Source organism: Caballeronia sp. LjRoot29 (assembly GCF_964252755.1).
GTDB lineage: Bacteria > Pseudomonadota > Gammaproteobacteria > Burkholderiales > Burkholderiaceae > Caballeronia.
Genome location: NZ_CAXUPU020000060.1, coordinates 1 through 26837 on the forward strand (window position 1 = coordinate 1; position 26837 = coordinate 26837).

The 26837-nt window shown below is 60.0% G+C and carries 23 protein-coding genes; 14 read left to right on the plus strand and 9 right to left on the minus strand.

Annotated elements, in window-relative coordinates; all coding sequences use genetic code 11:
* Window positions 1-261: 261 nt before the first annotated feature.
* Complete coding sequence (locus ACSQ83_RS34645) at window positions 262-1131, minus strand: LysR family transcriptional regulator (RefSeq protein ID WP_414954258.1); 870 nt, start codon at window positions 1129-1131, stop codon at window positions 262-264.
* Between the two features lie 284 nt (window positions 1132-1415).
* Here ACSQ83_RS34645 and ACSQ83_RS34650 point away from each other — a divergent pair, with 284 nt between their 5' ends.
* A complete protein-coding gene (locus tag ACSQ83_RS34650; RefSeq protein WP_436231211.1) occupies window positions 1416-3818 on the plus strand; it encodes a GNAT family N-acetyltransferase in 2403 nt (800 codons plus the stop codon).
* 102 nt (window positions 3819-3920) lie between these two features.
* Here ACSQ83_RS34650 and ACSQ83_RS34655 read toward each other — a convergent pair whose 3' ends face one another.
* Together ACSQ83_RS34655 and ACSQ83_RS34660 are read right to left on the minus strand one after the other, a co-directional pair.
* Window positions 3921-4466: a hypothetical protein gene (locus tag ACSQ83_RS34655; protein WP_414954256.1), complete on the minus strand. Its 546-nt coding sequence runs from the start codon at window positions 4464-4466 to the stop codon at window positions 3921-3923.
* A gap of 188 nt (window positions 4467-4654) precedes the next feature.
* Window positions 4655-5494 carry an IclR family transcriptional regulator gene (locus tag ACSQ83_RS34660; protein ID WP_436231212.1) on the minus strand — a complete coding sequence of 280 codons (840 nt, stop codon included), beginning with the start codon at window positions 5492-5494 and terminating at the stop codon, window positions 4655-4657.
* A 203-nt stretch (window positions 5495-5697) separates the two neighbouring features.
* On the opposite strand from ACSQ83_RS34660, the gene ACSQ83_RS34665 reads away from it, so the two are divergent.
* The 5 genes from ACSQ83_RS34665 (at window position 5698) to ACSQ83_RS34685 (ending at window position 10535) form a co-directional block, all read left to right on the plus strand.
* Window positions 5698-6036, plus strand: coding sequence for a UxaA family hydrolase (locus tag ACSQ83_RS34665; protein ID WP_414954254.1), 339 nt, complete (start codon window positions 5698-5700; stop codon window positions 6034-6036).
* Between the two features lie 4 nt (window positions 6037-6040).
* Window positions 6041-7330, plus strand: a complete 1290-nt coding sequence (locus ACSQ83_RS34670; RefSeq protein WP_414954253.1) for a UxaA family hydrolase — start codon at window positions 6041-6043, stop codon at window positions 7328-7330.
* Window positions 7331-7367: 37 nt separating this feature from the next.
* Window positions 7368-8468, plus strand: coding sequence for an aldo/keto reductase (locus tag ACSQ83_RS34675; RefSeq protein WP_436231213.1), 1101 nt, complete (start codon window positions 7368-7370; stop codon window positions 8466-8468).
* The gene (locus tag ACSQ83_RS34680; RefSeq protein ID WP_436231214.1) at window positions 8465-9307 is read left to right on the plus strand and encodes an amidohydrolase family protein; all 843 of its coding nucleotides are present in this window, start codon (window positions 8465-8467) and stop codon (window positions 9305-9307) included. The genes ACSQ83_RS34675 and ACSQ83_RS34680 overlap by 4 nt, the downstream gene beginning before the upstream one ends.
* A 379-nt stretch (window positions 9308-9686) precedes the next feature.
* Entirely contained in the window at window positions 9687-10535 is an 849-nt protein-coding gene (locus tag ACSQ83_RS34685) for an ureidoglycolate lyase (protein WP_089164352.1), read from the plus strand.
* A gap of 374 nt (window positions 10536-10909) precedes the next feature.
* On the opposite strand, the gene ACSQ83_RS34690 is transcribed toward ACSQ83_RS34685, so the two are convergent.
* Both ACSQ83_RS34690 and ACSQ83_RS34695 read right to left on the minus strand, forming a co-directional pair.
* Entirely contained in the window at window positions 10910-11353 is a 444-nt protein-coding gene (locus tag ACSQ83_RS34690; protein ID WP_062085280.1) for a PaaI family thioesterase, read from the minus strand.
* Window positions 11354-11661: 308 nt separating this feature from the next.
* On the minus strand, window positions 11662-12780 hold the full coding sequence (locus tag ACSQ83_RS34695) for an AGE family epimerase/isomerase (protein ID WP_436231215.1): 1119 nt from the start codon (window positions 12778-12780) through the stop codon (window positions 11662-11664).
* Between the two features lie 208 nt (window positions 12781-12988).
* Here ACSQ83_RS34695 and ACSQ83_RS34700 point away from each other — a divergent pair, with 208 nt between their 5' ends.
* Together ACSQ83_RS34700 and ACSQ83_RS34705 are read left to right on the plus strand one after the other, a co-directional pair.
* A complete protein-coding gene (locus ACSQ83_RS34700) occupies window positions 12989-13672 on the plus strand; it encodes an MgtC/SapB family protein (protein WP_414954249.1) in 684 nt (227 codons plus the stop codon).
* Between the two features lie 162 nt (window positions 13673-13834).
* On the plus strand, window positions 13835-15079 hold the full coding sequence (locus ACSQ83_RS34705; RefSeq protein ID WP_436231216.1) for a hypothetical protein: 1245 nt from the start codon (window positions 13835-13837) through the stop codon (window positions 15077-15079).
* A 43-nt stretch (window positions 15080-15122) separates the two neighbouring features.
* Here the strand turns inward: ACSQ83_RS34705 and ACSQ83_RS34710 are convergent, their stop codons facing one another.
* Complete coding sequence (locus ACSQ83_RS34710; protein ID WP_414954247.1) at window positions 15123-16034, minus strand: LysR family transcriptional regulator; 912 nt, start codon at window positions 16032-16034, stop codon at window positions 15123-15125.
* Window positions 16035-16194: 160 nt separating this feature from the next.
* Between ACSQ83_RS34710 and ACSQ83_RS34715 the strand changes: the two genes are divergently transcribed.
* From ACSQ83_RS34715 to ACSQ83_RS34725, 3 genes are read left to right on the plus strand one after another with little or no spacing between them, the layout of a single operon-like run.
* Window positions 16195-17082, plus strand: coding sequence for an NAD(P)-dependent oxidoreductase (locus tag ACSQ83_RS34715; RefSeq protein ID WP_414954246.1), 888 nt, complete (start codon window positions 16195-16197; stop codon window positions 17080-17082).
* A gap of 36 nt (window positions 17083-17118) precedes the next feature.
* The gene (locus ACSQ83_RS34720) at window positions 17119-18630 is read left to right on the plus strand and encodes an aldehyde dehydrogenase family protein (protein ID WP_436231217.1); all 1512 of its coding nucleotides are present in this window, start codon (window positions 17119-17121) and stop codon (window positions 18628-18630) included.
* Between the two features lie 55 nt (window positions 18631-18685).
* A complete protein-coding gene (locus ACSQ83_RS34725) occupies window positions 18686-20029 on the plus strand; it encodes a DUF3100 domain-containing protein (RefSeq protein ID WP_414969616.1) in 1344 nt (447 codons plus the stop codon).
* Between the two features lie 64 nt (window positions 20030-20093).
* Here the strand turns inward: ACSQ83_RS34725 and ACSQ83_RS34730 are convergent, their stop codons facing one another.
* On the minus strand, window positions 20094-21164 hold the full coding sequence (locus tag ACSQ83_RS34730; protein ID WP_436231218.1) for a porin: 1071 nt from the start codon (window positions 21162-21164) through the stop codon (window positions 20094-20096).
* Here ACSQ83_RS34730 and ACSQ83_RS34735 point away from each other — a divergent pair.
* Window positions 21157-21381: a hypothetical protein gene (locus ACSQ83_RS34735; protein ID WP_436231219.1), complete on the plus strand. Its 225-nt coding sequence runs from the start codon at window positions 21157-21159 to the stop codon at window positions 21379-21381. The two genes, ACSQ83_RS34730 and ACSQ83_RS34735, sit on opposite strands and share 8 nt — an antisense overlap.
* Before the next feature lie 40 nt (window positions 21382-21421).
* Here ACSQ83_RS34735 and ACSQ83_RS34740 read toward each other — a convergent pair whose 3' ends face one another.
* Both ACSQ83_RS34740 and ACSQ83_RS34745 read right to left on the minus strand, forming a co-directional pair.
* Window positions 21422-22759 (minus strand): MFS transporter, encoded by a 1338-nt coding sequence (locus ACSQ83_RS34740; protein ID WP_436231221.1) that lies wholly within the window; start codon window positions 22757-22759, stop codon window positions 21422-21424.
* Between the two features lie 612 nt (window positions 22760-23371).
* Window positions 23372-25498 (minus strand): FUSC family protein, encoded by a 2127-nt coding sequence (locus ACSQ83_RS34745; protein ID WP_436231220.1) that lies wholly within the window; start codon window positions 25496-25498, stop codon window positions 23372-23374.
* 307 nt (window positions 25499-25805) lie between these two features.
* On the opposite strand from ACSQ83_RS34745, the gene ACSQ83_RS34750 reads away from it, so the two are divergent.
* Complete coding sequence (locus ACSQ83_RS34750) at window positions 25806-25958, plus strand: hypothetical protein (RefSeq protein ID WP_174254643.1); 153 nt, start codon at window positions 25806-25808, stop codon at window positions 25956-25958.
* 535 nt (window positions 25959-26493) lie between these two features.
* On the plus strand, window positions 26494-26784 hold the full coding sequence (locus ACSQ83_RS34755) for a hypothetical protein (RefSeq protein WP_414954241.1): 291 nt from the start codon (window positions 26494-26496) through the stop codon (window positions 26782-26784).
* Window positions 26785-26837: the final 53 nt, after the last annotated feature.

Here is a 26837-nt window from a genome sequence, read left to right on the forward strand (position 1 = left end):
ATGCCGGATTGCTTATACGCTGCCGAAGAAAGATGCGAAGGCTTATAACCCCGGGTATTTATCGTTGCAGTCGCATTGCGTGTTGGGAAGTGAAATGGCGGCGGGTGGAGAGCGTGGCGTGACCAGCGCTGCGACGCCGGCGACTGTTGCTCGGTAGAGCCCGGTCGCGCTGACGGAAGATAGCGTCGAATTTGACGATGTTCCCGGCTGCGATTTCCCCCCGTACCTCTAGCGTAAGCCGAGACTGCCCAAGACGGCCATTCAAACGGGCAGGGCGGCTTCATGGCGCAGCCAATCGGCGAAAGCGGTCACGGTGCTGGCGTCGCGGTGCGCTTCCGGTATATCCAGCCAGTATCCGAATGGTCCACTGATCTCGACGTCCGACATTCTCACGAGCGCACCCTCGGCCAACTCATCAGCAATCATGTTCAGATCCACAACGGCAAGCCCAACGCCGCGTCGCGCCGCATGGATTGCCTGCTGCAGATTCGAAAATTCAATACCGTTCTCGGCATAACGTGGCGGCAGGCCCGCTTTTGCCAGCCAGTCCGGCCATAGGTTCAAACGCACGTCCTCGTGCAGCACATGAAGCGCGGGCAATCGATCCAGCAAGGTCTCGACCGGCGTTCCTTTAAGCGATGCTGATCCCACCAGCGCGTGCCGCTCTACGATCAGCAGTTCCGACCACCCATGCGCTGCCGCGTCGCGCCCAAAGCGCACGCTGCAATGACACTCGTCGCTTTCCTGCGTGCGAATAGACAGGTCGACGTCCGGCAACTGTTCCGACAATGCGCCTAACCGCGACGAAAACCACTGCGTGGCGAAGGTGGGCGGCAATGACACAATCAAACGCTTGCGCTCAACGGTTCCAGTCAGGTGACGCGTTCCGCGCTCGATCACGTCAAATGCCTCTGTCACCGATGGCATCAGCGACACACCTGCCTGCGTTAAGCGGATTCCTCTGTGGTCGCGCTCGAAAAGCTTCACGCCCAGAGATTCTTCCAGTAGCCTGATCTGACGGCTTACAGCTCCTTGCGTAACGCACAACGCTCGCGCCGCGCGGTTGAAACTCAAATGACGCGCCGTTTCTTCGAAGAAACGCAACGCAATCAATGATGGAAGATGTCGCATAGTGATTCCTGACCGCCCAACCTTCTCGGTTTTTCTTGTGGCCGAGTAAACGTGCCTCCTCCGCGAACCAGAATCGCTCCTGCCCCGCGTTCAACCAAATTACCTTGGTTCCCGGTGCGAGACAATAGCCCGTTCGGCTGACGCTGGGGCAAAACGAATTCTCATATTGAGTCATCAGGAAATATGGGAACCGGTGTTGGAAAAGGCGGGGCATAGGCCATCTGGCTAGTAGTTGCGGTGTTGCGAATCGCCTATGCTGGATAGATCCAATTTACGGAGGCCGCATGACCGTACGCAATCTCGATGCATTGTTCAACCCGAAGTCGATCGCCGTAATCGGGGCGTCGCTGCGTGCGGGCAGCATCGGCGAAATGGTGTGGTCACGGCTGAGCGCCGCCAACTTCGCGGGCTCGGTCTGGCCGGTGAATCCGAAGCATCGTCAGTTGAATGGGGTTGCGGTGTTTGCGGGCATCGGTGACTTGCCGGATGGTCCTACCGTGGCGGTGTTGTGCACGCCACCGCCCACATGGCCGGAGATCGTTGGCCAACTGGGTGAGCGTGGCACGCGGGCGGTGGTCATCATCGGGCAAGCGGGGCAGGCAGGGGAGGCAAGTGAAGGGGAGGCCCGCGACTGGACGCATCGTACGCTTGCGGCTGCGCGGCCATTTTTGCTGCGCGTAGTCGGCCCGGCCAGCGTCGGTGTGACAACGCCGGCAGTGGGCGCGGTGCTTGGGGCGCCGCCGTGCGCCATCGCGGCAGGCGGTGTGGCGTGGGTATCGGCGTCGAACGCGTTGACCAACGGCGTGATGGGCTGGGCGAACGCACGCGGCCTGGGCTTTTCTAGGGTGGTCGCGCTGGGCGACGAGGCTGACGTTGACGTGGGCGACATCCTCGATTTCCTTGCAAGCGACTCACGGACGCGCGCCATCCTGATGGCCATCGAATCGGTGCGAATGGCGCGCAAATTCATGTCGGCGGCGCGAGCGGCGGCGCGCAACAAGCCCGTGCTGGTTTTGTGCACGGGCCATGACGATCCTTTCGATGCGCTTTACAGTGCCGCTTTTCGGCGCGCCGGCCTGGTACGGGTGGACTCACTCGACGACCTGCTCGATGAAATCGAGACTCTCGGCGTCGGCCGTGTGGCCGCAAGCGACCGGGCGACCGTCATCACCAGTGATCGCGGCGTGGCTGCGCTCGCTGCCGACGCCTTTGCCGCGGCCGGAGATGCGCTCGCGCTCTGGCCCGAGGCTGCGCGTGTGTCAGTCGCCGCGGCGCTGCCGCACGCGCGTCCGGGGAACCCGCTGCAACTCGGAGACACCGCCACCGCGGCGGACTTCGGCGCGGCGCTCGCAGCACTGGCGCCGCACCGCGAAACCGGCACGGCATTCGTGGTTCACGCACCAACCCACACCGCGCCTGTCGCGGACGTCGCACGCGCGCTGATCGAGCAGCAAAGCCATGCGTATCGCGGTTTGCTGACCTGTTTTTTCGGCTGCGTAGACCAGGCCACGCGCGACGCATTGCATGCCCACGGAATTCCCGTCCATACCACGCCTCAACGTCTGGCGCGGGGTTTCGCACGGCTGGTGGATTATCGTCAGGGTCGGGAGATGTTGATGCAGACGCCCGACGGGCCGCGTCCTCAAACCCTGGTCGCGCTGGACAGTGCACAGGCTCAGATCATGACCGCGTTGACCGCGGGCGTCGCTGAGCTGGATGGCGAGCGGGCGTCGCGGGTGCTGGCACAGTTTGGCGTTGTTGTGAAGGCGGGGTCGGCGGGGCCGCGCAGCGTCGATGCCATCGAAATCGATGTCCGCTTGCTCAACCATCGCGTGTTCGGACCGGTGTTCGAGTTCAAGGCTATCGGCGCGCTCGGTTTGCCGGACGCAATGCATGAATTTGCATTTCCGCCGCTTAACCCGGTTTTGGCGCGAGACCTCGTGATGCGCTCGCCAAGGGCGCGTGAACTCCCTGCCGAAAATTTGTTGATTGCGTTGACGGCCTTGTCGCAGGCTGTCTGCGAAATCGAGCAGATTGTCGCGCTGCGGTTGACGGTGCGCGTGACCCGTCAGGCGGTCGTGGTGTATGAACCCCATCTGACGCTGGCCGCGCATCGCACGCCGCTCGCCATTCAACCGTATCCGCGGCAACTCGAGGAGACGCTCGACTGGAGCGGCCTGCTTATCACCGTGCGGCCGATCCGTCCCGACGACGAAGCCGCTCACAGCGCTTTCGTCGCTGCGATGACGCCTGACGATCTGCGTCTGCGGTTCTTCAGCTCCGTGCGCAGTTTCGATCACTCGCAACTCGCTCGCATGACGCAGATTGACTATGACCGCGAGATGGCGTTTATCGCTGTCACGGGTGAACACGATGCTATCGAGACATTGGGGGTAGTGCGCGCGGTTGCCGATCCGGATAACGAAACCGCCGAGTTCGCAGTCGCGGTGCGCTCGGATCTGAAGGGCAAGCGGCTGGGAACGATGCTGCTGACTCGGATCATCGCGTATTGCCGGGCGCGTGGAACCCGCTGGCTGGTCGGTGAGGCGTTGCGCGAGAACATCGGCATGATTGGACTCGCGCGCCGTCTGGGATTCGAGATAACCGCCACGGAAGATCCAGGCGTGACCGGTTTCAGGATGCGGCTGGCCGGAGGAGAAGCGGAAGCCAGCGCGGGGTCGTCGTGAAGACTACAGATCCCGTGCAGGTGAAAAACGCGGGCACCCGGTCGCCGTGGTGAGCGGCCAACATGTGCTGCAACATGCTGGCCGCGACCTTCCTTCGTCACCTCAAGCAAGCAGCTTTGCGAGCGCTTCGTCAACCTGTGCACGCGATACAGCCAACTCGTCCAGCCACGCATCGGCGTAAGTGCTGCCAGTTTCACGCTCCAGTCGTGCGATCGTTGTCGCGCAACGCGTTGCGTCCTTGGGCGTAGCAATAAACGCCTTAACCGACGCGCCCGACGTGAACGCTTCGAACAGCGGAACGCGGATATCGTCGGGCAGGGCGCGAGTGGTCCATTGATACGGCTTGCCGTTGAACGACAATTGCGGCGGCATCACACGTTCTTTTTTCGCTGCTGGAATCAGGCCGAAATTGCGGGCGGCATCGGCGATCTGGTCGGCCGTAAAGAGTTCGTCCGCGCCAATGTCGAACTGCTTGATAAACGTTTCGATGGACTGCATTGCAGCCGCGCGATCGTCGCGCTTTTGCTGCGCACGGGCGACAATATCGCGCAGCTCGTCCGCTTCCTCGCTCGTGATCGTGAAGCTGGACTGCTTTTGCTGAAGTTCGGAGAAGCGCTGAAATTCGGGATCGGAAAGGAGTTTCGCCATTGCCTTGCGTAGAAAAAGACGCGAAACGTCGCGGGGGGCGACGGCTCGCTTTTTGAGAGGGTCGCCATTCTAACGCGTTGCGTCGAACCGGAACCTGTCGAATCCGCGAATCGCGTTTCTGCATAGAAGCGAACGGAGCCTTCCAGCCAGCCCATCACAACGAATCCGCCAGCCTTAAACCACCGGCCCTAAGCTGCGCTCGAATCCCGTATATCCCCTAAATCCGGTGAATCGCCGAACTCTGCATCCGGATCGCGAAACATCGACAGCGCCGCCGCCGCTTCACCAAGCTGCGCGCTGACTTCGTCAAGAGACGGCGCCACATATTCGTCGATACGCCGGAGATACGGACACGTCAGCGTCGCAATCGCCTGGCCTGACGGCCCGAGCAGCGGAAAACTAACGTCCATCACGCCGAAGGTCTGCTGACTCTCCTTGTGGAGAAAACCATCTGCGCGAATCTGTTTGTATGTGCTTTCCAGCGCGAGCGGATCCAGCTCGGACTCACCCTTGACACGCGTGTGTTCGGTCAGCATGTGTGCGCGTTGTTCCGCGCTTTGGAACGCGAGGATCACGCGGCCCGAACCGGTATCGATTAACCCGACCCGCGCGCCGAGCCGCACCGAAATCCCCCATGTTCCCGGCCCGTCAACCTGGGCGATCACAAGCAAATTGCCCCGATCGTAAGCGGCGAGATGACACGATTGCTCCGCGCGATCCGCAAAACGCTGCATGACGGGCAAGGCTTCCGCGATCAGGCGGTTCATCGGCGGGTGCCGGTGCGCGAGCGCATACAGTTTCAGGCTCAGCGAATAACGGTCGCCCGCGGGCGAGCGCACCACGTACTGTCGCGCGACCAGCCGCTCGAGCATTCGATACATCTCGCTCGCATTGCGCCCCAGCGATTTTGTGATCTCGGCGCGTGTGAGTCCATCCTTTTGCTCAGCGAGCAGCTCGAGGATATCGAGACCTTTATCCAGCGCGGGCGCGCGGTAGCGGTCGGCGTCGGTGGGTTCGTCTGCCTGCATGATGGCCTTCGGTTAGGTCGCTTAAAAGCAAGATGCTAAGGGAAAACACGGACCGCTAAGCGGCGCACTTAGCTTGACTTCAACTTGTCCGCATATGAATAATACGTTCACTGATAAATGATTGTACTGATGCAAACCCGCGGCAATGCCGTTTGTCCGCACGAACGTCATCTCGAATGCCGTCCGTTCTCAAGGAAGTTTCCGTGCAGCAAACTCCTCACAAGCTCACCGACGCCCGGCTCATCCTTCAAAGCCCGCAGGACAATTGCCTGATTGCTGGCGCTCGTCTGCCGGCGGGGGAGCGCGTCGAGATCGAGGGGGAGTTTGTCACGCTGGCGAAGACGATCGACCTTGGGCACAAGGTGGCGCGCCGTGCGTTGCGGACTGACGAAAAAGTGTTGCGGTATGGCGCGATCATTGGCCACGTGACCTCGGACGTTCAGCCCGGCGAACATCTGCACACGCACAATCTCGAGAGCGACTATCTCCCGACCTATACCCACGACGCCGGCCATGCGTTCGTGGATCACCGGGACCGCTAAGCCAATGACAGCCACCATTACACCGCCGCTTCAAGGCTTCCTGCGCGCCGATGGCCGCAAGGGCATCCGCAATGTGATCGCGGTCGCGTATCTCGTCGAATGCGCGCATCACGTGGCGAGGGAAATTGTCACGCAGTTTCGTCCGGCCTTCGACGCCTTCGACGACCCCGCCGCCGAGCAGGAACCGCCTGTGCACCTGATCGGGTTTCCGGGCTGCTATCCGAACGGCTATGCAGAAAAGATGATGGAGCGGCTCACCACGCATCCGAATGTGGGCGCTGTCCTGTTCGTCTCGCTCGGCTGTGAGAGTATGAACAAGCATTATCTGGTCGATGCCGTGCGCGCAAGCGGCCGCCCGGCTGAAGTCCTGACGATCCAGGAAAAGGGCGGGACGCGCAGCACGATCCAGAACGGCATGGACTGGATTCGCGATGTGCGCGCGACGCTCGCGCAGCAACCGAAAGTGCCAATGGGACTCGACGAATTGATCGTCGGCACGATTTGCGGCGGCTCGGACGGCACCAGCGGCATTACGGCGAATCCCGCCGTGGGACGCGCGTTCGATGCGCTGATCGACGCCGGCGCCGCGTGTATTTTCGAGGAAACCGGCGAACTGGTTGGCTGCGAGTTTCACATGGAAAGCCGGGCCGCGCGGCCGGAACTGGGCCGCGAAATTGTCGCGTGCGTGGACAAGGCCGCGCGCTATTACTCCATCATGGGACACGGCTCGTTCGCGGTCGGCAATGCGGATGGCGGTCTTACCACGCAAGAAGAAAAGTCACTCGGGGCGTACGCGAAAAGCGGTGCGTCGCCGATTGTGGGAATCGTTAAGCCAGGTGACATTCCGCCGGTTGGCGGTTTATATCTGCTCGATGTCGTTCCCGATGGCGAACCGCGTTTCGGCTTCCCGAACATCAGCGACAACGCGGAAATCGGCGAACTGATTGCTTGCGGAGCACACGTCATTCTGTTCACGACCGGACGCGGTTCAGTGGTCGGTTCGGCCATTTCGCCCGTGATCAAGGTGTGCGCGAATCCGGCGACGTATCGAAATCTTTCCGGTGACATGGACGTGGACGCGGGCCGCATTCTGGAAGGCCGTGCCACGCTCGACGATGTGGGTCGCGAAGTATTCGATCTCACCGTGAGCGTCGCGGCAGGCGCCGCGTCGAAGTCGGAATCGTTGGGTCATCAGGAGTTCATCCTGACCTACAAGACCTTTGAACCGGTTGGCCCCGCCTGTTTGCCGGCGAGCGCAACGCCGCGGCATGCGGTATCGATTACTTCAATTTGAGCCTGACTCATCCGTCCAACGCACCGGATCCAACGCAATGAACCCAATCACCGGAAATCCCGTTGTGAAAAAGCGCAAGGTGGGCAGGACGTCGCTGGAAGTCACGGCGTTGTCGCTAGGCAGTGCACCGCTTGGCGGCCTGTATCACGAACTATCCGAGGCAGACGCGCAAGGGACCGTGGACGCCGCGTGGCAAAGCGGGATTCGTTACTTCGATACCGCTCCGCACTACGGCCATACGAAAGCTGAGCACCGGATAGGCGATGCGTTGCGCCGATATCCGCGCGAAGACTACGTGCTGTCGACCAAGGTCGGCCGCCGTTTTGTCCCGCGCACCACGCCTTACGACGGCAGCGAAGGCTGGTCGGACCCGCTACCGTTTCAGGCGATCTACGACTACACCTACGACGGCATTCTTCGTTCGTTCGAAGACAGCCAGCAACGCATGGGTATTGTCGATATCGATATCGTTCTGATTCACGACATTGGCCGCGTCACGCACGGCGAGAATAATCCGCGCTACTGGCGCCAGCTCACAGACGAAGGTGGATTCCGTGCGCTCGATGAACTGCGTACATCGCGGGGCGTAAAAGCGGTTGGGCTCGGTGTGAACGAGGGCGCCGCTATCCTGGAAGCGATGGCGGAATTCGATATCGATTGCGCGTTACTGGCGGGACGCTACACGTTGTTGGAGCAGGCGGTACTCGACGACCTGCTGCCGGAATGCGAAAAACGCGGTGTCGGTATTCTGCTGGGCGGAGCGTTCAATTCGGGCATTCTCGCGCGAGGATTCACGTCCGATACAGCGCAGAAGGCGGCGAATCAGAAGTTCAACTACGGCGATGCGCCGCCATCGATTGTCGAACGCGTCGACGCGTTGGAGCAGATCTGCCGTGCGCATGGTGTCGCCTTGTCGAGCGCGGCCCTCCAATTTCCTTATGCGCATAAAGTTGTGGCCACGGTCCTGATGGGCGCACGAAATCCGGCGGAGGTGCGCTTGAATGCAGCTTCGTTCGCTGATCCGCTGCCCGACGCGTTGTGGGATGCGTTGCGCGCGGCCGGTTTGTTGCATCGTGACGCGCCGGTGCCGCACATTGATCGCGCCAACGTCAATCACTCTGACGAAGGCAAACCATGAACGCTGAACGGATCGATGCGCATCAGCACTTCTGGGACCCATCGCGTGGTGACTATGGCTGGTTGACGCCAGAGTTGCAGACCTTGTACCGCGTCTTCGGTCCCGCTGATCTGAAGCCGCTTCGCGAAGCCGTTCAGGTTGCGCGCACGGTGGTGGTCCAGGCGGCGCCGACTGTCGATGAAACGCGTTATCTCCTCGATCTTGCTCGCGACGACGACTCTATCGCCGGCATTGTTGGCTGGGTTCCGCTCGATTCGACGAATAGTGTCGAGTTGATCAACGAGTTGGCGCGCGAACCCAAACTGAAGGGCGTACGCCCGATGCTGCAGGATCTGCCCGACGATCGCTGGATCGAAAATCCCGCACTCGCTCCGGCAATTCACGCGTTGATCAAAAACAATCTCGTCTTCGATGCATTGATATTTTCGCGTCATGTGCCTTCATTGAAGGTGTTTGCGGCGCGCTTTCCTGAGCTGCGAATCGTCGTTGATCATGGTGCGAAGCCGCAAATCAGGGATGGTCGCGCGGCGTGGCAAAACTGGGCGGACGGCATAGCTGAATTAGCCGCGCTGCCACAGCGGCTGCTTTGCAAACTATCGGGTCTGGCGACGGAAGCCGCGCCCGGTTGGACGGCGCCAACCCTCAAGCCTTATGTCGATCATCTGCTCGACTGTTTTGGGCCTGAGCGGTTGATGTGGGGCAGCGACTGGCCGGTGCTGAATCTGAACGGTGACTATCCACAATGGTTTGACGCAGCGCGGCAATTGACGGCGCACCTCGATGCATCCGCGCAGCAGGCAATCTTCGGCGATACCGCGCGAGAGTTTTACCGGTTGTAGAAGTGTAGAAAACCGCATGAAGAATGACTGCGATATACCCTGAATTTCCCGACTGCAATTGCAACGAAAGCAAAGAATGGTAAAAAGATTGGCAACGCAATTATCCGGCATGCCGTGAGGCTTGCAACGCTAAGCGAAGCCCGAAAGCGGGATCACGACGCATCCCGATGCTATTGTTTAATCAGCGTCGCAATCCGCATCGACGCATCGACGCATCGACGCATCGTCGTTCACGACCGGCCCGGCCTGAAGCACCGGACCGAAAATTCGATCGCAAGCGATCGAACGTATGCTCGAGCGATCTCGCCTGAAAAGACGGCCGCTCAAACCGAACATCTCGAAACCGAAGCAAAACCTGAAAACTGAAGGATCACTCACGATGAAACTGCTGCGCTATGGGCCGAAGGGTCAGGAAAAACCGGGTTTGCTGGATCAGAACGGCAAGATTCGCGATTTGTCGAAAGTCGTCGACGACATCGCTGGCGCGGCGCTTTCCGACGCCACGCTGGCCAAGTTGCGCGCGCTCGATCCGGCTTCGCTGCCTGAAGTGCCGGGCGAGCCGCGCATTGGCCCGTGCGTGGGAGCCGTCGGCAAGTTTGTCTGTATCGGACTGAATTACGCTGACCACGCGGCCGAATCGAACCTGCCCGTTCCGACGGAACCCGTGCTTTTCGGTAAGTGGACGAGCGCCATTTGCGGTCCGAACGACGACGTCGAAATCCCGCGCAACTCGAAGAAAACGGATTGGGAAGTTGAACTCGGCGTTGTTATCGGCAAGGAAGCGAAATATGTCAGCGAGGCGGACGCGCTGGATTATGTCGCCGGCTATTGCGTGATCAACGACGTGTCCGAACGCGAATGGCAACTTGAGCACGGCACGCAATGGGACAAGGGCAAGGGTTTCGATACCTTCGGTCCGATCGGCCCGTGGCTGGTCACGAAAGACGAAATCGCCGATCCGCAGCAACTCGATATGTGGCTCGAAGTAGACGGACATCGTTATCAGAACGGCAGCACGAAGACGATGGTGTTCGGCGTGGCCGCGCTGGTGTCGTATTTGTCGAAGGTGATGAGCCTGCAACCCGGCGATGTCATTTCCACCGGCACGCCGCCGGGTGTAGGCATGGGCGTCAAGCCTTCCGCGGTTTACCTGAAGGCTGGACAGACCATGCGACTCGGCATCCAGGGTCTGGGCGAGCAACAGCAACGCACGGTCGACGCGAAGTAAGCCGTTTGAAGCAAGCCGCTTGTTGCGCCGCACCCCGGCGACGGTAAGCTAAAAAATAAGGTCGTTCCAACGTCAGTTGGAGCGACCTTTTTACAGCAGCTTCAAGACAGTTGGACTGCCGGAAAGTGTCAACTCTGTCCCCGGTCCAAACGCTCCAACTGGAAAGTTGGATTCGCCGCGGTCAGTCGAACCGCCAACGGATCAAAGAACGTGGCAGCGTAGTCTCAAAAATGCGAATGTTCTCACCGCGTTAACCTTTAAGCGCATAAAGCCGGCTCCCAGCACTACCGCCGTAAAACGAAAAAACCATCGCATCGGCGAACGCATGAAAAGTCCGGCAAACCAAGTCCGGCAAGCAAACACATCCATCCCACTCATTCGTTAAACACCGGCTCCAGTTCCGCAGCCATTTCGCTGATGCGATGAATCGTTCCTTGCGCGACTGCCACGAGCCTTTCGGCGCCGCCATCGGTGACATACACATCGCATTGGCAAGTTGCCTGCGTCATGCCGGCATAGACCACGCGCGCACGCGCCATCAACGTACCGGAGACCGCCGGTCGCAAATAATTGATCTTGTATTCTCCCGTGACCACTTTCGGTCCCAGGCGCAATGCGCCGGCGAAGGTCAGCGCGTTATCGACGAGATAACTCACTACGCCACCGTGCACAAAACCGTGTTGTTGCCTGAGTTCGTCCCGGATAGTCAGACACAGCGTGAGACTCGAGGAGTCGACTTGCATGAGCTTCGTACCCAGCAAGGCGCTAAACGGCTGCGCATTCAATGCGCCCCGTGCGATATCGACAATTTCGGCCATTCGGACACTCCTACACTTGGTTTCGGTCCAGTCAGCGTGAGTCCCACAATCCGCACCGGGGCAGGAGCCTTCGTCGCGGTCCTGCACAAGACTGTAGGTAGCGTATGGTCACTCCGCAAGGACGATCTCAAAATCGCGGACAAATTACCGGGTTTGCGCGGACTTTCTTCGTGATTTGAAACGAAAAGGCGCAAAGCGTTCATCATCGCGCCGATTTCTCCAGCCGCAATAAAAAACGCCTCGCGGCGAGGCGAGGCGTTAGATGCGACGAGAGCGATTGCCTTAAGACGCCATGCGTCAGATCAACGTCAGGGCAGCGCGGCGTACGCAGTGGCCAAGTGATAAGGCGTTGTCGACGGCAACTCCGGGCGCATGACAACACCTTCCGCCGACTGACTTTCAATCCACCCTTGCGGACGAATAAAGCGTCCGGAAAACCGCGCGATCTGCGCCGGCAGTTGGGCGCGCACCGACTCATCCGAATGCGTTGCGAGCGCCCGTAGGTATTCGGTCTGAGCCCAGATGCGCTGCGTCGAATCGATCACGCCGCCCTGTTCGTTCAGCGACGCCGCGACGCCGCCGGTCAGCGGATCGACTCCGTGCTGTTGCACGAAATCGAATCCGCGCACGAGCGCCTGATTCAGGCCGGCTGCATCGAACGCCGGGTGGCGGCTCGCCTCGGCGAGAAACAGCCACTCGAACTGGTGTCCGGGTTCCAGCCAGTTATTGGCGCTGCCGATCGTCAATTCAGCGATACAGCCCGTTTCCTCGTGCACGAAAGCCTGCGCGAACGCGGCGGCCAGCTTTTCCAGCCGCCGATCGAAGATGGCGTCCCGGGTCGCTTCGCGCGCTGCCAGCCACGCCTCGGTCAGATGCATCAGCGGGTTTTGCAGCGGCGGCCCGAGCACGGTGGAAAAATCTTCGGTCATCGCCGAACTGAACAAGTCGCTCCCGCTAATTGCCATTTGCCGTTCAATGACTACCGACGTTTCTTCGAGCACCGCCAGCGCTTCTTGCACGGCGGCTGAACCGGCTCGTTTCGCATATTCCGCGCACGCAAAAATCACGAACGCATGCGTATAAAGGTCCTTATGGCGCTCGTGCGGCGCGCCGTTTGCGTCGACGCTATAGAACCAACCGCCATTTTTCGTGTCCTGAAAATAGGTCCGAAGCGAAGCGAACAGCGTATTCGCGTGATCGATATCGCCGGCTTGCGAGAACACGAATAGCTGCCGCGCGCAGGCCATGGCGCGATATCGCTGTGGTGGCAAGGATGTGCGGCCATTCTCGGCCACCGCCTCGAATGCCAGCCGCAGCGCTGTATTGAAGCCCGGGCCGCGCCAGATTGGCAGCACAACGTGGGTATAGTGCGCACGAAGGGAGGCGGCGGTCGGGGGCGTTGCGGCGGTCTGATCTAGGTCGTGCATACGGTTTTATCGATGTGAGTTGCGCGCGGCGGCGTGCGTGAAATGTGCAGGCGCGCCGCCCGATGGGGGGCACCAAGGATAAATCAAAACGCCCGCGCTTCGGCACAACGGTGATTTGTCTGCACTGAAAAGGCCGGCGGCCGGGGCTTGTGCGCGAACTCTGCGCCACCATCCCATCACACAACACCTATAAGGAGCAAATCCACTCATGTTAAGCAATGTAGAACTCATTTCCCGGCTGGTCCTGGCCGCGGCGCTCGGCAGCGTGATCGGATTCGAGCGCGAACGGCTGTCATGGGCTGCCGGGCTGCGCACGCACATGCTTGTCTGTGTCGGCTCGACGCTGATCATGATGGTCTCGGCATTCGGTTTCTTCGATGTCCTCACCCGCGAGCACGTCGTGCTCGATCCGTCGCGGATCGCGGCGCAGGTCGTGTCGGGAATCGGCTTTCTCGGTGCAGGCTCAATCTTGCTGCGCGGCGAGATTGTCCGTGGCCTCACGACGGCGGCGAGCCTCTGGTCCGTCGCCGCGATCGGGCTTGCGGTCGGCGGCGGCATGTACACGGCGTCGATCGCTGCAACGGTCATCATCCTGATCATCCTTGCCGGGATCAAGCCACTGGAACGGCGTTTTATTTCCGTGAAGCAGCGGCGCCAGTTGACCTTGCTTGTCGATCGGGGGACGTTGAATTTTCATGCATTGCATGAAGCGCTGGGCGTCGGCAGCGTGCGCGTGAAGCAATTCGTCGTGCAGCAAAGCGATGATTCGCCCGAACTCGATGTCGTGCAAATCGAGCTTTCGCGGATATCGTCGACTGAATACGAGGCAATCTGCACACGGCTGCGCGCGCTGGAAACCGTGCGGGAATTCAAGGAAGAAGGCTCCGCTTGAAACCGGACGAGGCCGTGGCCCGGGTGTGCAAGCGTGCGACAATGCGGCCTCGAAAACCCATGCAGCCGCTTTTTCTGTTGCGAAGCGTCGAGCCGGACCGCTTCATCGGGCGTGTTTTTAGCCGCCCGGGTCGCGTCTTGCCCCGCTGTCAATCATCGACTTATGCCAGATTCCGCCGTCAATCCCGCTCTACAAGTTGCTGATACCGCTGGTTCCAATTCCAGTTCCACGTCTCAATCTACGTCCGCTGGCCGTCCGGCTGAATCGGATGCCGATGCCAAGCTCGCCCGCGCCGCGCGCTCGGCGCAGCGTCTCGCCTTGCTCAGCCGGGCGCCCTACGGCGCGCCCACGCTCGATCTGTTCGCCGAAGATGCCGAGCGCGCCACGCTCCAGGCGATGAATACCGATATTCGTCAATCGACGTTGCCCGGCTTCGAGTTGCCCGAGGTGTTCATGGCGGCCGTGCCGGGCGAGGACGGATCGTCCGGGGCTGGCCGGGCTTGGCGTAGCGGGGTGGTATCGGCGGATGGGGCGGCCGCGCAAACGGACGGCCAGACAGCCGACGCTGCATCGCTGGATTTGATGTTCGACGATGTTCTCGCCCCTCACGAGGTGGTTGCCGGGCCGGTGCAGCCAGATGCGCGGGACGACGGTGCGCAGGGCGCAACGATCGCGGCGGCATCGGTGGAAGAGAAAGAGAGTGGGCAGGTGGCAAGCAGGCGCGCGTCGGCGGCGCGGGGAAGGGGCGCTGCCCGGAATGTGTCGATGACTGAACCGTCACCGTCCGCGGCGATCTCAGAAGCTGAGACCGTGGAACGTAAAGATGCCGTCACCTCGCCAGACGCATTGGACGCATCGACCGCGGCGAGCACACAGAAAGCCGCCGCACGCGCTGCAGCAACCTCCCGTCGCAGCCAGCCGCAATCCCTGGCGGCGGCATTGATCGACGATGACCACCGGACGCGCACGAGCGTTCCACATGATTCTCAAACGCCTTCGCGCAAAGCGTCGTCGGAACTCGATACCGCCCGCGCAACCGCCTACGCTGACACTATCGATGCGTTGTATGCCGTGATCGCCGACCAGCGCGGTGCGGCGGCGGCCCTGTCGCGACGGGTCAAAACCGTCTTGCTGATCGTGATTTGCGTGTTGATCGTGACTGTCGCGACGGGCGTGGCGCAGAACATCGCGCTGCTTCGCCTGACGCGCGAAAACACGGCGCAGCAACAGCGCATTGAGCAATTGATGCTGACTCAGCAAGCCACGCTAGCCTCTTTCTTCGATACCGATTCCTCGATCGTCGAGGTTCCGAACCGGGGCAATGCGAACGCAGCGGCTGCCAGCAAAAATCCGGACGCCGGGCCGCTTGGCCGCGCCGCGAAGCGAGCTCAAGGCAAACCGCATTGACATGGGAATTCGCGCACCTGAAGCCGCCACGCGCTTACCCAAACTATCGAAACGCCTGCATCTGCGCCGACATCAACTGCAGCATCTTGTTCGACGCCACCGACAATTTTCGCCCTACACGCGTAACAAGATGCGCCTCGGCTTTCATCAGGATCGGATGATCGATCTCGATGGCGAGCAGCATGCCCGCCTCCACTTCCGTTGTCACGGCGAACGCGGGTAGCACGACCACGCCGAGGCCCGACATGGCGAACTGCTTGAGCAGGCCGATCGAATTGGTTGCGACAACCGGTTCCAGCCGGATCTTCTCCGCGAACTCCACTGCCTGAAGCATCTGGCGAGTCCCATAGGTGGGGTGGGTCGCCGCAATCGGATACGTAGCCAACTCTTCCACGCTCATGGATTTCGTCTTGCTCCCACGAACGAAGTTTGGCTTGACGATCGCCATCATCGGTTGCCGTTTGATCGCGCGAGAAACGATCTTCGGATCGCTCGGCGGGTTGTAGACCAGCCCGATTTCACCTTCATCTTCGGAGACTCGCCGAATGACATCGTTCGTACTGCCGAGGTCCAGATTGAGCTTGATGCCGGGATACTGCCTGCAGAAATGCTGAATGGGTCCGGCCAGGATATCTGACACAAAACCTTCCCCAAGAATTACGTTGACGCTCCCGGTTCGCAGCCCGCGCAGTTCCTGCAGCCGCGATATCAGGTCGTCTTTATGCGCGAGTTGTTCACGGAAATATTCGATCAGGTACAGGCCGGCTTCTGTCGGCTTGACACCGCGCGCGTGCCGCTCGATCAGCGCGACGTCGAGTTCGGTTTCGAGCAAGCCGATCTGGCGGCTAACCGCGGACGGCGCGACGTCGAGCCAGTCGGCGGCTGCGCGGATGGTCCCGCAACGCACGGCTTCGAAAAAATAGACGATTCTGCTTTCAGTCAGGTTGTCGGCCATTACACAGTACCCAAAGGTTTCCAGGTGTTCCGAGCGTTCTAATAATTAGAACATTCTCAATATTGGCGCTGATTGATTATAGGGGCTCTCGCGCCGAAGATGACAACTCCATAACACGCTCGTTGACCCGGAGAACCGCTCTGACCGGTCGACGGCGTATTTGCTACGGAGTGGATTCATGAAGACGGTTGGGGTCATCGGACTCGGAAACATGGGGCGCGGAATGGCCCTTTCGCTCAAGCGCGGCGGCTACACCGTGCTTGGTTTCGACGCGGCGCCCGGCGTCGCCGCCAAGCTCGCGGCAGAAGGCGTGTCCGAGCGCGCTTCTATTGCCGACATCACGCGCGATTCGGACGTCCTCATTCTTTCGCTGCCTACATCGGCGATTGTGGAAGAGGTAATCCTGGGACCTGCCGGCGTAGCGGCAAGCGCCAAGCCCGGCCTCATCGTGGTCGATACCACCACGGCCGAGCCCAACAGCACCCGCAAGGTGGCGGCGGCGCTGGCTGAAGTGAAGGTGGGATTTGTCGATGGCCCCGTCAGCGGCGGTCCGAAGGGCGCGGCGACCGCGACCATGACCATGGTGCTGGGCGGTTCTGACGATGACGTCGCGGCCGTCGAGCCGATGCTCGCGGTCATGAGCGCCAAGCGGGTACATGTGGGTCCCGTCGGCGCGGGACACGTCACGAAGATCATCAACAACCTGCTGACCGGCGTGCATCTGCTTGCGACGAGCGAAGCGGTCCGCGCGGCGAAAGCGGCCGGTGTCGATCCCGAGAAACTGGTCGAAGCGCTCAACGGCGGCTCCGGACGCAACAGCGCGACGCTCACGAATTACCCCACGTGGATCTTCACCGACAAGTTCGATTCCGGTTTCACGATGAAGCTGATGCGCAAGGACGTTCGCCTCGCGATGGACTTGCTGCGCAGCCAGGACATCGATGCACCCATTGCTGAAGAAGCCGGGCGCTTGTGGGCGGAAAGCGCTCAGTCGATCGGCGATGCGGAAGACTTCAATCGTATCGTTCAATTCATCGAACAGAAGTAACTCGGTTAGCAGAATATCTTGTACATGGAGCCAGATATGGAAAACAACGCGGCAGAAAATCTGTTGGCTGCTTTCGCGCATTTCTTCCCTAACGCCAGGACGATTGGTTCGTTTGTCGGCGGCGAGTTGATCGAAGGCACGGGCGAGCTTATTCAGTTGTACGACGCAGCGACGGGCAAGCCGAGCCTCGCGTACAAGGATGGCGGCGCGGCGGTGGTTGAACTCGCCGCCGACGCAGCGCAACGCGCCCAGAAACAATGGTGGGCATTGACCCATGCCGCGCGCGGACGCGTGATGTTCGAGATCGCGCGCGAACTGCGCAAGGACGCGGAGAGCATTGCGCGCCTCGAGTCGCTTGGTTCGGGCAAGCCGATTCGCGACTGCCGCGGTGAAGTGGCGAAAGTCGCCGAGATGTTCGAGTACTACGGCGGCTGGGCGGACAAGTTTTACGGCGATGTCATTCCCGTGCCGACCTCGCATCTGAACTACACGCGTCGCGAACCGGCTGGAACGGTCCTGCAAATCACGCCCTGGAACGCTCCGGTCTTCACGTGTGGATGGCAGGTCGCACCCGCCATTTCGATGGGCAATGCCGTCTTGCTGAAGCCATCGGAACTGACGCCGTTCACATCATTAGTGGTGGGATTGCTTGCCGAAAAAGCGGGTGCGCCGAAGGGTCTCATCAACGTGCTTGCCGGCCTTGGCCAGACCGTTGCGCAAGCGGCCATCGCGCATAAGGTTGTGAAGAAGGTGGTGTTCGTCGGCTCTCCTGCAACCGGCGTGCGCATTGCAGAAGCCGCCGCGAAACGCGTGCTGCCGTGCGTGCTGGAACTCGGTGGCAAGTCCGCCAACATCATCTTCGCCGATGCCGATCTCAAGCGTGCCGCACTGACCGCCCAGGCCGCGATTTTTGCCGGCGCGGGTCAGAGTTGCGTAGCGGGTTCGCGCCTGCTCGTGCAGCGTTCGATCTACGACGAGTTCGTCGGCATGATTGCGACGGGCGCCAAGAAGATCAAGGTGGGCGCGCCGCTTGATGACGCAACCGAAGTTGGGCCGATCAACAATCGCACGCAGTACGACCACATCATGAAGATGATCGCGAGCGGTGTTCAGGCGGGCGCCACGCTTGCGGCTGGATCGGTTGAGCTCGCCTCGGAGGGCTACTTCGTTTCGCCCACTGTGTTGTCGAACGTGACGAACGAGATGGACATAGCGCGGACTGAAATCTTCGGTCCGGTAGTCGCTGCAATTCCCTTCGATACCGAGGAAGAAGCCCTTAACATCGCAAATGACACCGAGTTCGGTTTGGCCGGTGCAGTGTGGACGAACGACGTAGGCCGTGCTCATCGAGTAGCAGGGCAGGTCAACGCGGGAACATTCTGGGTCAATGGCTACAAGACCATTAACGTGGCGTCTCCGTTCGGCGGTTATGGCTTGAGCGGGTATGGGCGTTCCAGCGGTGTTGAAGCGTTGTACGAATACACGCAGACCAAGAGTGTCTGGGTGGAAACCGCCAGAGAGCCGGCCACGACGTTCGGCTATTTATAAAGCAAGGTGTCCTCTCGCCGCTAATCAAACGCGAGAGGGCAATCGGGAGAGAGCAATGGAAAATACGTTGGCCGCGCAGCAATCGGGTAGTGATGGATTAAGGGGCGCAAAGCTGTTTTTATACGCGGCAATCATCTTGCTCATTGCCGAGTTTATCGGCTCGTTCACGTTCAAGGTCGGGCCGGGGAAAGTCGTTCTGCTGCCGATGATCTGGGCGTTGCTGCTGGGCGGCGCGCTCGGATTGGCAAGTGAACGGTGGAAAAGCTCTGCGCGGCTCGACGTGAAGACTCAGTTCTTGGCCGCCGCCATCTTGCAGCCCGCGCTGTTGCTCTTCGTCGCCAAGCTTGGACTGATGGTCGGCGGCGCGTTGCCCAAGCTTGCCGCTGCCGGCTGGGCACTGGCGTTTCAGGAACTGGGGCATTTTGTCGGCACGATTCTGCTCGGACTTCCGCTTGCGTTGCTGCTCGGCATAAAGCGCGAGGCAATCGGCGCGACGTTCTCGGTTGGCCGTGAGCCGAGCCTTGCGATCATCGGCGAGAAGTACGGCATGGACTCTCCCGAAGGACGTGGCGTGCTGGCCGAGTATTTGACCGGCACCGTTTTTGGCGCAGTGTTTATCGCGATACTGGCGGGCTTCGTCGCGAGCCTGAACATTTTTCATCCTCTCGCGCTCGCGATGGGTTCAGGCGTGGGCTCAGGCAGCATGATGGCCGCTGCTTCCGGTGCAATCGCCGCGCAACAAACGCCGGAAATGGCGAAGACGGTCCTCACATTTGCTGCGGCGAGCAATCTGATCACGACGACGATCGGCACGTATTTCACGCTGTTTATTTCGTTGCCGATGGCCGTGTGGGGATATCGCCTGCTCGAGCCGTTGATCGGCCGGACGAGCAAGGCATCGGATGCATCGGAGGCGATTGAAAAGTCCCGTCCGCAACTCGGCGATGTTGAAACAGCCGCGCCCCAATTGGGTTATCGCGGCAAGCTGCTGGCGTGGGGCGTCACTGCCGTGTTCGCATTGGGCTGTGACTGGATCGCTCACGGCACGACGCCGTTCATGGGCCTTCCGGGCATGCTGATCATGGTGCTGGCAACGATTGTCGGTGACGCCGTCTACACTGTGACCGGGCGCAAGATTCCAGCGGTCTGCTGGGTGTCGATTGTCGCCATGTTCATGACGTCGCCGCTGTGTCCGTGGGCATCGCAGATATCGGCGTATAGCGCGCAAAACGATTTCCTCGGCATTACCACGCCTATGCTCACGTTCGCGGGCTTGTCCATCGCTAAGGACATTCCGGCATTTCGCCGGCTGGGGTGGCGGATCGTGCTGGTGTCGTTCGTGGCGAATGCCGGGACGTTTCTTGGCGCTACGCTCGTGGCTCAGATTTTCCACGTGTAGGACCGGAACGGTTCGATAGCACCGGCGTCCTCGAGCCGGCGTTTCTGCGCGCGCTGCGCCCAGACTAGAATTTTTGAGTCATGCCGATACGCAAACCCAGCTGGTTTCCGCGATCGGGCGTGCCTTGCGCGTTGGAGGCAAAAGCGGTCGCCCCTAAATCGGGGGCGCCCACCATGACCCGAGAAAAACCGCTCAGACCGGTGGTTCTGGTGTATCCCGCCAGCGCGTACACTCCCGTGCGTTTCGAGAGCGCATAGAATCCAGACAGGTTGAACTGAATGGCGTTGCCGGTCAGGTCATTATCGAGCCGGGTGTATGCACCGCCAGTGTAAAAACTGGCCGCGGGCGTCGCCTGATAATCGAGCCCGACCTCAAACGTGCGCACGACCTGATTCGGCCGCGCTGCGCAGGTTGAAAAACAAAGCGTATTTGCTGCCGTACCTCGTGTATCTGTGTAGGCCAGATGCACATCCGCAGGGCCGAAAACATATTGTCCGTCCACGACGGCGACTCCGGTCAGGCGGTTGCCATTGGTATCATTGATGCGTAGATAAGTCGCGCCCAAACCGAGCGGACCTTGGCTATAGTTGCCGCCGCCGTTGAGTATGCGCATGGCTGCATTATTGCCCGCGATTCCACCGAAACCGTATTGACCGGCGAAGGTAAATCCGTTCAGTTTCGGGGTCTGGTATTTGATGGCGTTATTGACGCGATCGGCTAGGCGGTCCACCCAATGGGAAAGTCCTGTGTAGTCGTTGGCACGCGAGGCTACATTCGCATGGTACGGAGCAAGATCTGCATCAAGCGTATATTGACGTCCAATGGTGAGGATGCCAAACTGGTTTTGTAGGCCAACGAAGATCTGCCGGCCGAAAAGCAAGCCACCCTGCGTGCTGGCGCCGTTGTTCAGAGCAAAGCCACTCTCGGCAGTAAATAGAGCTTTGAGGCCTCCACCCAGATCCTCACCTCCCCGTATACCCCATCGATTGCCGTAGAGCGTGCCTGAATCAACCCGTACTACGCCACTATTCCTGGCACCGGAATGAGTGGCATAGTCCACGCCGATATCCAAAGTTCCATATAACTGGATGCTCGATTGCGCTTGGCCTGTGCCCGGAATCAGAGCGATGGCCATGCCTATCGTCAAGATATTCTTCACTTTCTATGTCCTGCGTGCAGAGGGAAATGACGGCCCCTTTCAACAAGCCGTACTGCTGGTGGTGATTCAGCGCTATTGCCTCGAATCTATGCGGGGAGGCGCCTCGACAAATATCGGCGCCATGCTCTGTTGGACCGGCACAACCCGCGGCCGCAGGAGCGCGTGGCGAGTTGAGGTCGGTATTTTTGCGTGACCCACGGGAGTTACTTGCCCCAACGGTGAGCGGAATCTCGTTACGCTTTGATTCGTTCCACTTTCCCGACTAGAAAGACGTACGACATCGCTCCCAGCAGCGCCACGCAGGCCACGTACGTGATGGCTGGTGCGAAATCGCTGCCGCTGGCCAGGTAACCGATGGCCAGGGGTGTCGAGACGGCGGCCAGATTGCCGACAAAATTGAATACGCCGCCAGTGAGGCCCAACATGTTTTCGGGGGCGAGCGATGTCACCAATGACCAGGTGATGGATGCGAAGCCGTTACCAAAAAATGAGACGGCCATGAAGAAAATGACCCAGTCGGTCGAGTTGGTAAAGTTGGCGCCGATGATGCTCGTCGATATCAGCAGGCCGGAGATGATCGGGAATTTACGGGCGAAGCCGACGCTGGCACCTTTGCGGATCAGCCAGTCAGAAAACAGACCCGCGCTGATGACGCCACAAAAAGCGGCGAGAAATGGCAGTGAGGTCAGGAATCCTGACTTGATGAAATCCATGCCGCGATACTTAACCAGGTACGTCGGAAACCAGGTGAGGAAGAACCACAGGGTGGAGCCGACGGCATACTGGCCGAGATAAATCCCCCACAGCTTACGCTTGCTCAATACGACTTGAAGCCCAGACCTGCTGAATCCAGGCGCATGAATGGGTTTTTTCCGTCCGAGGTCCACCAGACCGCCGCCTGCGCTTATCAGTTCAATTTCCGCCTGATTGACGCCTTTGAACTGCCGTGGTTCCCGATACGCCGCATACCAGATTGCTGCCCACATGATGCCAGCCAGGCCGGTGCCGACGAAGACCCAGTGCCAGCCGTATCGATGCTGTAGCCAGGCCAGCACAGGCGTGAGGAAAGCCAGGCCGACAAATTGGCCAGACGTATAAATTCCGATTGCCGAGGCGCGTTCGCGCTCGGGGAACCAGGTAGTGACGACGCGGCTATTGATCGGGTAAGCCGGGGCTTCCAGGGCGCCGACGATAAGTCGCAATCCAAATAATCCGGCGAAACTGCCGACAAATCCCAAGCCTACGGTTGCCAGTGACCACAAGGCGAGCGCCAGTGCATAGAGGAAGCGCGGTCGCACGCGGTCCACCAGCCAGCCGCCGGGGATCTGCATGGCGGCGTAGGTCCAGCCGAACGCGGAGAAAATCCAACCTGCCTGGACGGGCGTGATGGAGAGTTCGCGCATCAGTTCGGGCGCCACAATCGACAGATTGCTGCGGTCCAGATAGTTAATTACCACGGTGACAAATAATAACAACGCAATCAGCCAGCGCTTACGGCTTGGTCGTTGGCTAGTTCGCGCAGTCTTCTCTTGACCTGGAGTAAATGGATCTTGCGTGATACCCGGCTTCATATTGCTCATTGACGTCTCCTTCTAGTTTTTATTTAATTGAGTCTTTTAATCGTTGTTAATATTGAGGCGCAGCTACTCGTATTTAAATGGCATTGGTACAATTGAGCGATGCCTTCATCCTTATGAGACAAAGTAGTGTGCGCAAGCGATGCCGTAAAAGTCATGTAGCTGCCAAAATATCTGTGACGCTTGCCATATAAGGCTGGCAGCAATGCACGGCAAAACCGGGACACGCCATTCGGGCGAACTGCGGTGCTTCGCTCCGTGCATGACCGCTCAGTCGTCGAGACGATCAAGGCGTATTCCATGCGAACTACTTGAGCTCACTTTATTTGAAGTTATTTGATTTGTCGAGACAGGGTACGTAGTGCCGAAATGTGGGAAATTGATTATCTCATTAATACATCGTGATTTATTTTGAGATAATTGGATCGGCTGCTGATAATGGGCAATGCCGCGAAATCGAGGGTGACGACATCGCATTTCCCATTGGCTTAAATTCAACCGAAGCGGGTCGGCCGGAGCGCCCCAAGTGCGGCCATACGGTGTACGACGCCGACGCGGATTCCCATGTCGGTCGCCGGTTGAAGTTCACCTCTGTGCGGCTCCCCTTCAACCTTCCCCGCGTTTCAGGCCATCGGCGTGTTCCGTCAGCAACTTGCGCAGCAACACGACCTGATTGACGGCATCGGCTTCAAGCAGCGAGAGACCGTGTTTGGGATAGCCTTGCCAGGCATCGATTCCCGCGTCGTTCTTCGTCCCTATCCGCGCTTCGATGCCCTTGCCGACACGCTCAACCCATGCCGCAAGATCCCGGTTCGGCGCGGCGCCCGCCCGGCCAAAGCGAGCGCGAGTCGCCGTGCCCGCGACGCGCCGCAGCAAGGCGAGCGCGGTTGAGCCAGTCCGGTCGTCGTTGCTTGTGTCGAGTTTTTCCAGCCTCAGGCGCGCCAGCACTTCTTCCGCATTGTTACTCGCCAATCCCGCTGCACGTCGTAGCCGCTCCAACTCGATCTCGCTCTCTTCGCCCCGTCCCAGCGACGCGGCAAGGTATTCAAAGTTCGTCGATACCGCCTTCGCCAAGCGGTCACCGAACCGGCTGGGTTCGCGGCTTGGCCATAGAAGAAATGTGGCGAGCAACGCAATCACGCAGCCGAACACGTTGTTCTCCAATCGCGTCACGGCATAGGCAAGCTCGGCGCCGCCGGGCGCGGCGAAGTCGGCGACCAGCACGAATGCCGGCGTGATGAACAGCACGAACAAGCTGTAGCTGACCGGTCGCAAGGCCATCGTCGCGCAGACCAGCGGGAATACGACCAGCGAGATCGCGATGGGCGAATGAACGACGAGTCCGATCGCGGCCGCCAGCAATCCGCCGACAATGCTCCCCGCCGCACGCTCGATGCTCCGCGGCCAGCTCGTCGCAATAGACGGCTGCAGGATCAGGAGCGTGGCCATCGTTGCCCAATAACCGAAGGGCAGATGCAGCAGCCTGACGGTCAGAAAAGCTGCTGTTGCGGCCACTCCGACGCGAGCGGCATGGCGCGCGCCTATCGATTGCGTCGATGCATTCGCCTTCAAGGTTTCCACGCCGCGTTTCAAGGTCGTGATCGCCGCTGACCACACGCTTCTTCGTCGCGGAGCCGGGGATTCGAGTTCGCTGAAGTCGATATCGAAACTAAGCGGCACGCTCTCGCCTAACGCAACTTCAAGCTGGCGGGCGAGCGCCTGCAACCGGTCGCGCAGGGCGACGGGCGGTTCCCAGGGTTTATCGGCAATGGCCCGTGCGAGCCGCGCGAGGACCTCGGCGAACGCGTCGAGCACACGAACCGCACGCGGTAAATTCGGCAAGCGATGATGGCCGCGCTCGCAGGCATCGGTGACCGCAATGAGGTACGCGAAGATCCGTTCGCTGTCGGCGAGCGCGAGCAACAGCATGTTGTACGTGTCCCGCCGGTCTGTCTTCGATGACGGCACGCGTGCAAGCGCCTTGCGCGCCAATTCGATGTCGCTGCGCGCCTTGCCGCGAAAACGTGAAGCGTGGGACGCCCACTCCCCGAAGCCTGCGCTTTCGCGCTTGAGCAGCCGCGCGCCGTCGCTTGCGATGTCCGCGAGGCTCGCATGAGCGGCTCGCATGGCCGCGCGGCTTGCGCCGAACGGGTGAATCCGCCACACGGTGAAGCTGAGTGCCGTCGCGAAGAGGCAACCCGCGAAGTAGAGCGCGAGGAAACGCAACTCGCCGCGTGTTCCGTGGATGGGTTTGTCCACCATCACCACACAGGCGGTCGCCGCAAGGATGGACACCTGGGCGGCAGCCGCACCCCACACGCGCCCCAGCGCGCCGAGAAATGAAAAGACCAGGACGGCGACGGCCGCGGCCACGATTCCAACGCCGGACGCATACGCGGTCAGCCCGCCACAAATGGTCGAGAGCACCGCGAAGCCGGTCATGGAAGCGAATCGCATGCGGTTCGAGCCGGCGGCATCGGCGAGACAGGTCCAGAACGCGCCAATGGCAGCCCACGAGAACTCGGGCATGTGCAACAGGTTGCCGAGGAGCAGCATGGCGGTCGACGCAAATGCGGCTCTCAGCCCTTCGGACAGATCGGCTTGGCTCAACGCGAACGAAACCATCCAGACGGGCCGACGGCGCGCAATGGAATCGAGCATTCGAGAGAACGCTTTGGTGCGGCGGCTTGCCGCGTGTCGAGACTTCCGGTGAAGGTTGCGAAGGCGGAACATGGCCTGGCTTATCAAGTGGTGGATGCCGGTGATCGGATGGTTACTGCATGAAAGTCGATATGAACCCAGCCAAAAATTTCGGATATTTTTGCGCGCTCCGTTTCTCCCATGCTCCCGCCCCTCGCATGGGCCCAAAACTCAGTAATTCCTACTGATTCCAGACGCGCCTGCGACTCCCAAGTGTGGCGGAAACACAATGATGTAGAAAAACTACCAAAGAAATGCTGCGTTGCACTAGGAATCAGCTAGTGAAAACCCTATAATGCCATCTAAGGGATAACCCTTGACCACCTACTAGGAGTTTGACATGAGCTACCTCTTCGCATTGCTGCAAAAATTCGCATCGCTGTTCGAATCCCCGCATCTTCCGATGGATTCAGACTACTCGTATCAAGCGCGTCAACAAGAAGCAGAGCGCGTTCGCAAGTCACGCGGCACCATCATGGGTATCCGTCTGTGAGCTGTAAGGAAGGCAGGGCGAACTGCAGGGAAAACTGAAGTGTTGTCAGTTTGTGCTTGACAAGGTTTTTTCGTAGTGCGGTTCGCCTGCTTTCATTGTTGTCGGTTATGTAGTTTTTCTAGCTTTATAGTGTTACCGATCGCCAACTTTGTTTCCGCGGCAGTCACGTCGCTTTCGCGCGACATTCATCTCCAGCGCCGCTCGGCGCATGCTTCCCAGACCGCCTCCCGTTTTGCTCTCCCGGCGCTCGACTCCGCCAATTCACGGTTTCATATTTTCATTGCTTACACGCCATTGGGCAAAATAGCCTCGGGCTGATTCGTCATGCCAACGTAAAAGCGAATGAAATCAGTGATTTGAAATATTCCCGGGCAATCCGGGCGCGTTAAATCCTTTGATACGAACACTTACAAGCGCTCACGTCGTGCAACCTTACGTCCCGCTAAAGTGATTTCAACGACGCGGCACCCGACGGCACATCGTTTCGACTGTCCGCGCGTCCTCAACGAAATCAAGCTGAAAAGGGAGAATAGTCATGAACACCTCACGCTCAATCCTGGCTGCGCTGCTGACCGGCGGTGCGCTTTTGACCGCGACAACTGCGTTTGCGCAAGTCGATAACGGAATGATCCACGGGCCCGCGCCCGAGCAAGCGTATGCGCAACCGCATATGGTTCAGACGGCCGTCGTGATCAACCTCGGCTGGCACGGCGACCGTTATTGGGACGGCCACCGTTACTGGCAGCGCGACGAATGGATGCGCCACCACCCGCATGATCACGGTCCGGCGGGGTATCACCGCGACGACCACGAGCATCACGGCTAATCGAGCCGATTACAGAACCGCGTAGTGAACGCCGGCTTCCTGCAAAGGGAGCC

Bases quoted from the DNA above. Each gene is read 5' to 3' on its own strand.
- ACSQ83_RS34645 (WP_414954258.1), bottom strand. From the start codon at position 1,131: ATGCGACATCTTCCATCATTGATTGCGTTGCGTTTCTTCGAAGAAACG.
- ACSQ83_RS34650 (WP_436231211.1), top strand. From the start codon at position 1,416: ATGACCGTACGCAATCTCGATGCATTGTTCAACCCGAAGTCGATCGCC.
- ACSQ83_RS34655 (WP_414954256.1), bottom strand. From the start codon at position 4,466: ATGGCGAAACTCCTTTCCGATCCCGAATTTCAGCGCTTCTCCGAACTT.
- ACSQ83_RS34660 (WP_436231212.1), bottom strand. From the start codon at position 5,494: ATGCAGGCAGACGAACCCACCGACGCCGACCGCTACCGCGCGCCCGCG.
- ACSQ83_RS34670 (WP_414954253.1), top strand. From the start codon at position 6,041: ATGACAGCCACCATTACACCGCCGCTTCAAGGCTTCCTGCGCGCCGAT.
- ACSQ83_RS34675 (WP_436231213.1), top strand. From the start codon at position 7,368: ATGAACCCAATCACCGGAAATCCCGTTGTGAAAAAGCGCAAGGTGGGC.
- ACSQ83_RS34680 (WP_436231214.1), top strand. From the start codon at position 8,465: ATGAACGCTGAACGGATCGATGCGCATCAGCACTTCTGGGACCCATCG.
- ACSQ83_RS34685 (WP_089164352.1), top strand. From the start codon at position 9,687: ATGAAACTGCTGCGCTATGGGCCGAAGGGTCAGGAAAAACCGGGTTTG.
- ACSQ83_RS34690 (WP_062085280.1), bottom strand. From the start codon at position 11,353: ATGGCCGAAATTGTCGATATCGCACGGGGCGCATTGAATGCGCAGCCG.
- ACSQ83_RS34695 (WP_436231215.1), bottom strand. From the start codon at position 12,780: ATGCACGACCTAGATCAGACCGCCGCAACGCCCCCGACCGCCGCCTCC.
- ACSQ83_RS34700 (WP_414954249.1), top strand. From the start codon at position 12,989: ATGTTAAGCAATGTAGAACTCATTTCCCGGCTGGTCCTGGCCGCGGCG.
- ACSQ83_RS34705 (WP_436231216.1), top strand. From the start codon at position 13,835: ATGCCAGATTCCGCCGTCAATCCCGCTCTACAAGTTGCTGATACCGCT.
- ACSQ83_RS34710 (WP_414954247.1), bottom strand. From the start codon at position 16,034: ATGGCCGACAACCTGACTGAAAGCAGAATCGTCTATTTTTTCGAAGCC.
- ACSQ83_RS34720 (WP_436231217.1), top strand. From the start codon at position 17,119: ATGGAAAACAACGCGGCAGAAAATCTGTTGGCTGCTTTCGCGCATTTC.
- ACSQ83_RS34725 (WP_414969616.1), top strand. From the start codon at position 18,686: ATGGAAAATACGTTGGCCGCGCAGCAATCGGGTAGTGATGGATTAAGG.
- ACSQ83_RS34735 (WP_436231219.1), top strand. From the start codon at position 21,157: ATGGCCATGCCTATCGTCAAGATATTCTTCACTTTCTATGTCCTGCGT.
- ACSQ83_RS34730 (WP_436231218.1), bottom strand. From the start codon at position 21,164: ATGGCCATCGCTCTGATTCCGGGCACAGGCCAAGCGCAATCGAGCATC.
- ACSQ83_RS34740 (WP_436231221.1), bottom strand. From the start codon at position 22,759: ATGAAGCCGGGTATCACGCAAGATCCATTTACTCCAGGTCAAGAGAAG.
- ACSQ83_RS34745 (WP_436231220.1), bottom strand. From the start codon at position 25,498: ATGTTCCGCCTTCGCAACCTTCACCGGAAGTCTCGACACGCGGCAAGC.
- ACSQ83_RS34750 (WP_174254643.1), top strand. From the start codon at position 25,806: ATGAGCTACCTCTTCGCATTGCTGCAAAAATTCGCATCGCTGTTCGAA.
- ACSQ83_RS34755 (WP_414954241.1), top strand. From the start codon at position 26,494: ATGAACACCTCACGCTCAATCCTGGCTGCGCTGCTGACCGGCGGTGCG.